The 536-nt window shown below is 65.1% G+C and carries 1 protein-coding gene; it reads right to left on the bottom strand.

All coding sequences use genetic code 11. The features are described 5' to 3' along the window. The coding region (locus AACY52_RS29885; RefSeq protein ID WP_339561315.1) for an acyl-CoA dehydrogenase family protein at positions 1 to 536 on the bottom strand (536 nt) is incomplete at both ends.

Below are 536 nucleotides of genomic sequence, written 5' to 3'. Positions count from 1 at the left end.
GGCCGGTGATCTGGCCGATCGGGTTCACCTTGATGCCCGGCTGCTTCATCTTGACCAGGAACTGGGTGAGGCCGTGACGGCGGTTCTCCTTGGTCGGCGGCGAGGTGCGGAAGATCGCGATCATGTAGTCGGCGATATGCGCCGACGAGGTCCAGATCTTGGTGCCGTTGATGAGATAGCCGCCGTCGGTCTTGGTCGCGCGCGTCTTCGCGGCGAACAGGTCGGAGCCGGAGTTCGGCTCGCTCATGCCGATGGCGAAGCAGACTTCGCCGCGGCAGATCCGCGGCAGGATGTCCATCTTGATGTGCTCGGGCGCATATTTCAGCAGCACCGGCCCGCTCTGGCGGTCGGCGACGAAGAAGCGCCGCGTCGGCGCATTGGCGACGCGCATCTCCTCGGTCACGACGTAGCGCTCGAGATAGTTGCGCTCCTGGCCGCCATATTTCTTAGGCCAGGTCATGCCGAGCCAGCCCTTGGCGCCGACCCGGCGGGAGAATTCCGGCGCGTCGGTGTCTTCGCGCTTGGGCTGATTTGGG

Origin of the sequence: Pseudomonas sp. EA_65y_Pfl1_P113 (genome assembly GCF_963970525.1) — a bacterium.
Classification (GTDB): Bacteria; Pseudomonadota; Gammaproteobacteria; order Pseudomonadales; family Pseudomonadaceae; genus Aquipseudomonas; species Aquipseudomonas tritici.
The sequence above is the reverse complement of the archived record's forward strand: the minus strand, read 5'-3'. Positions and strand labels throughout refer to the sequence as shown.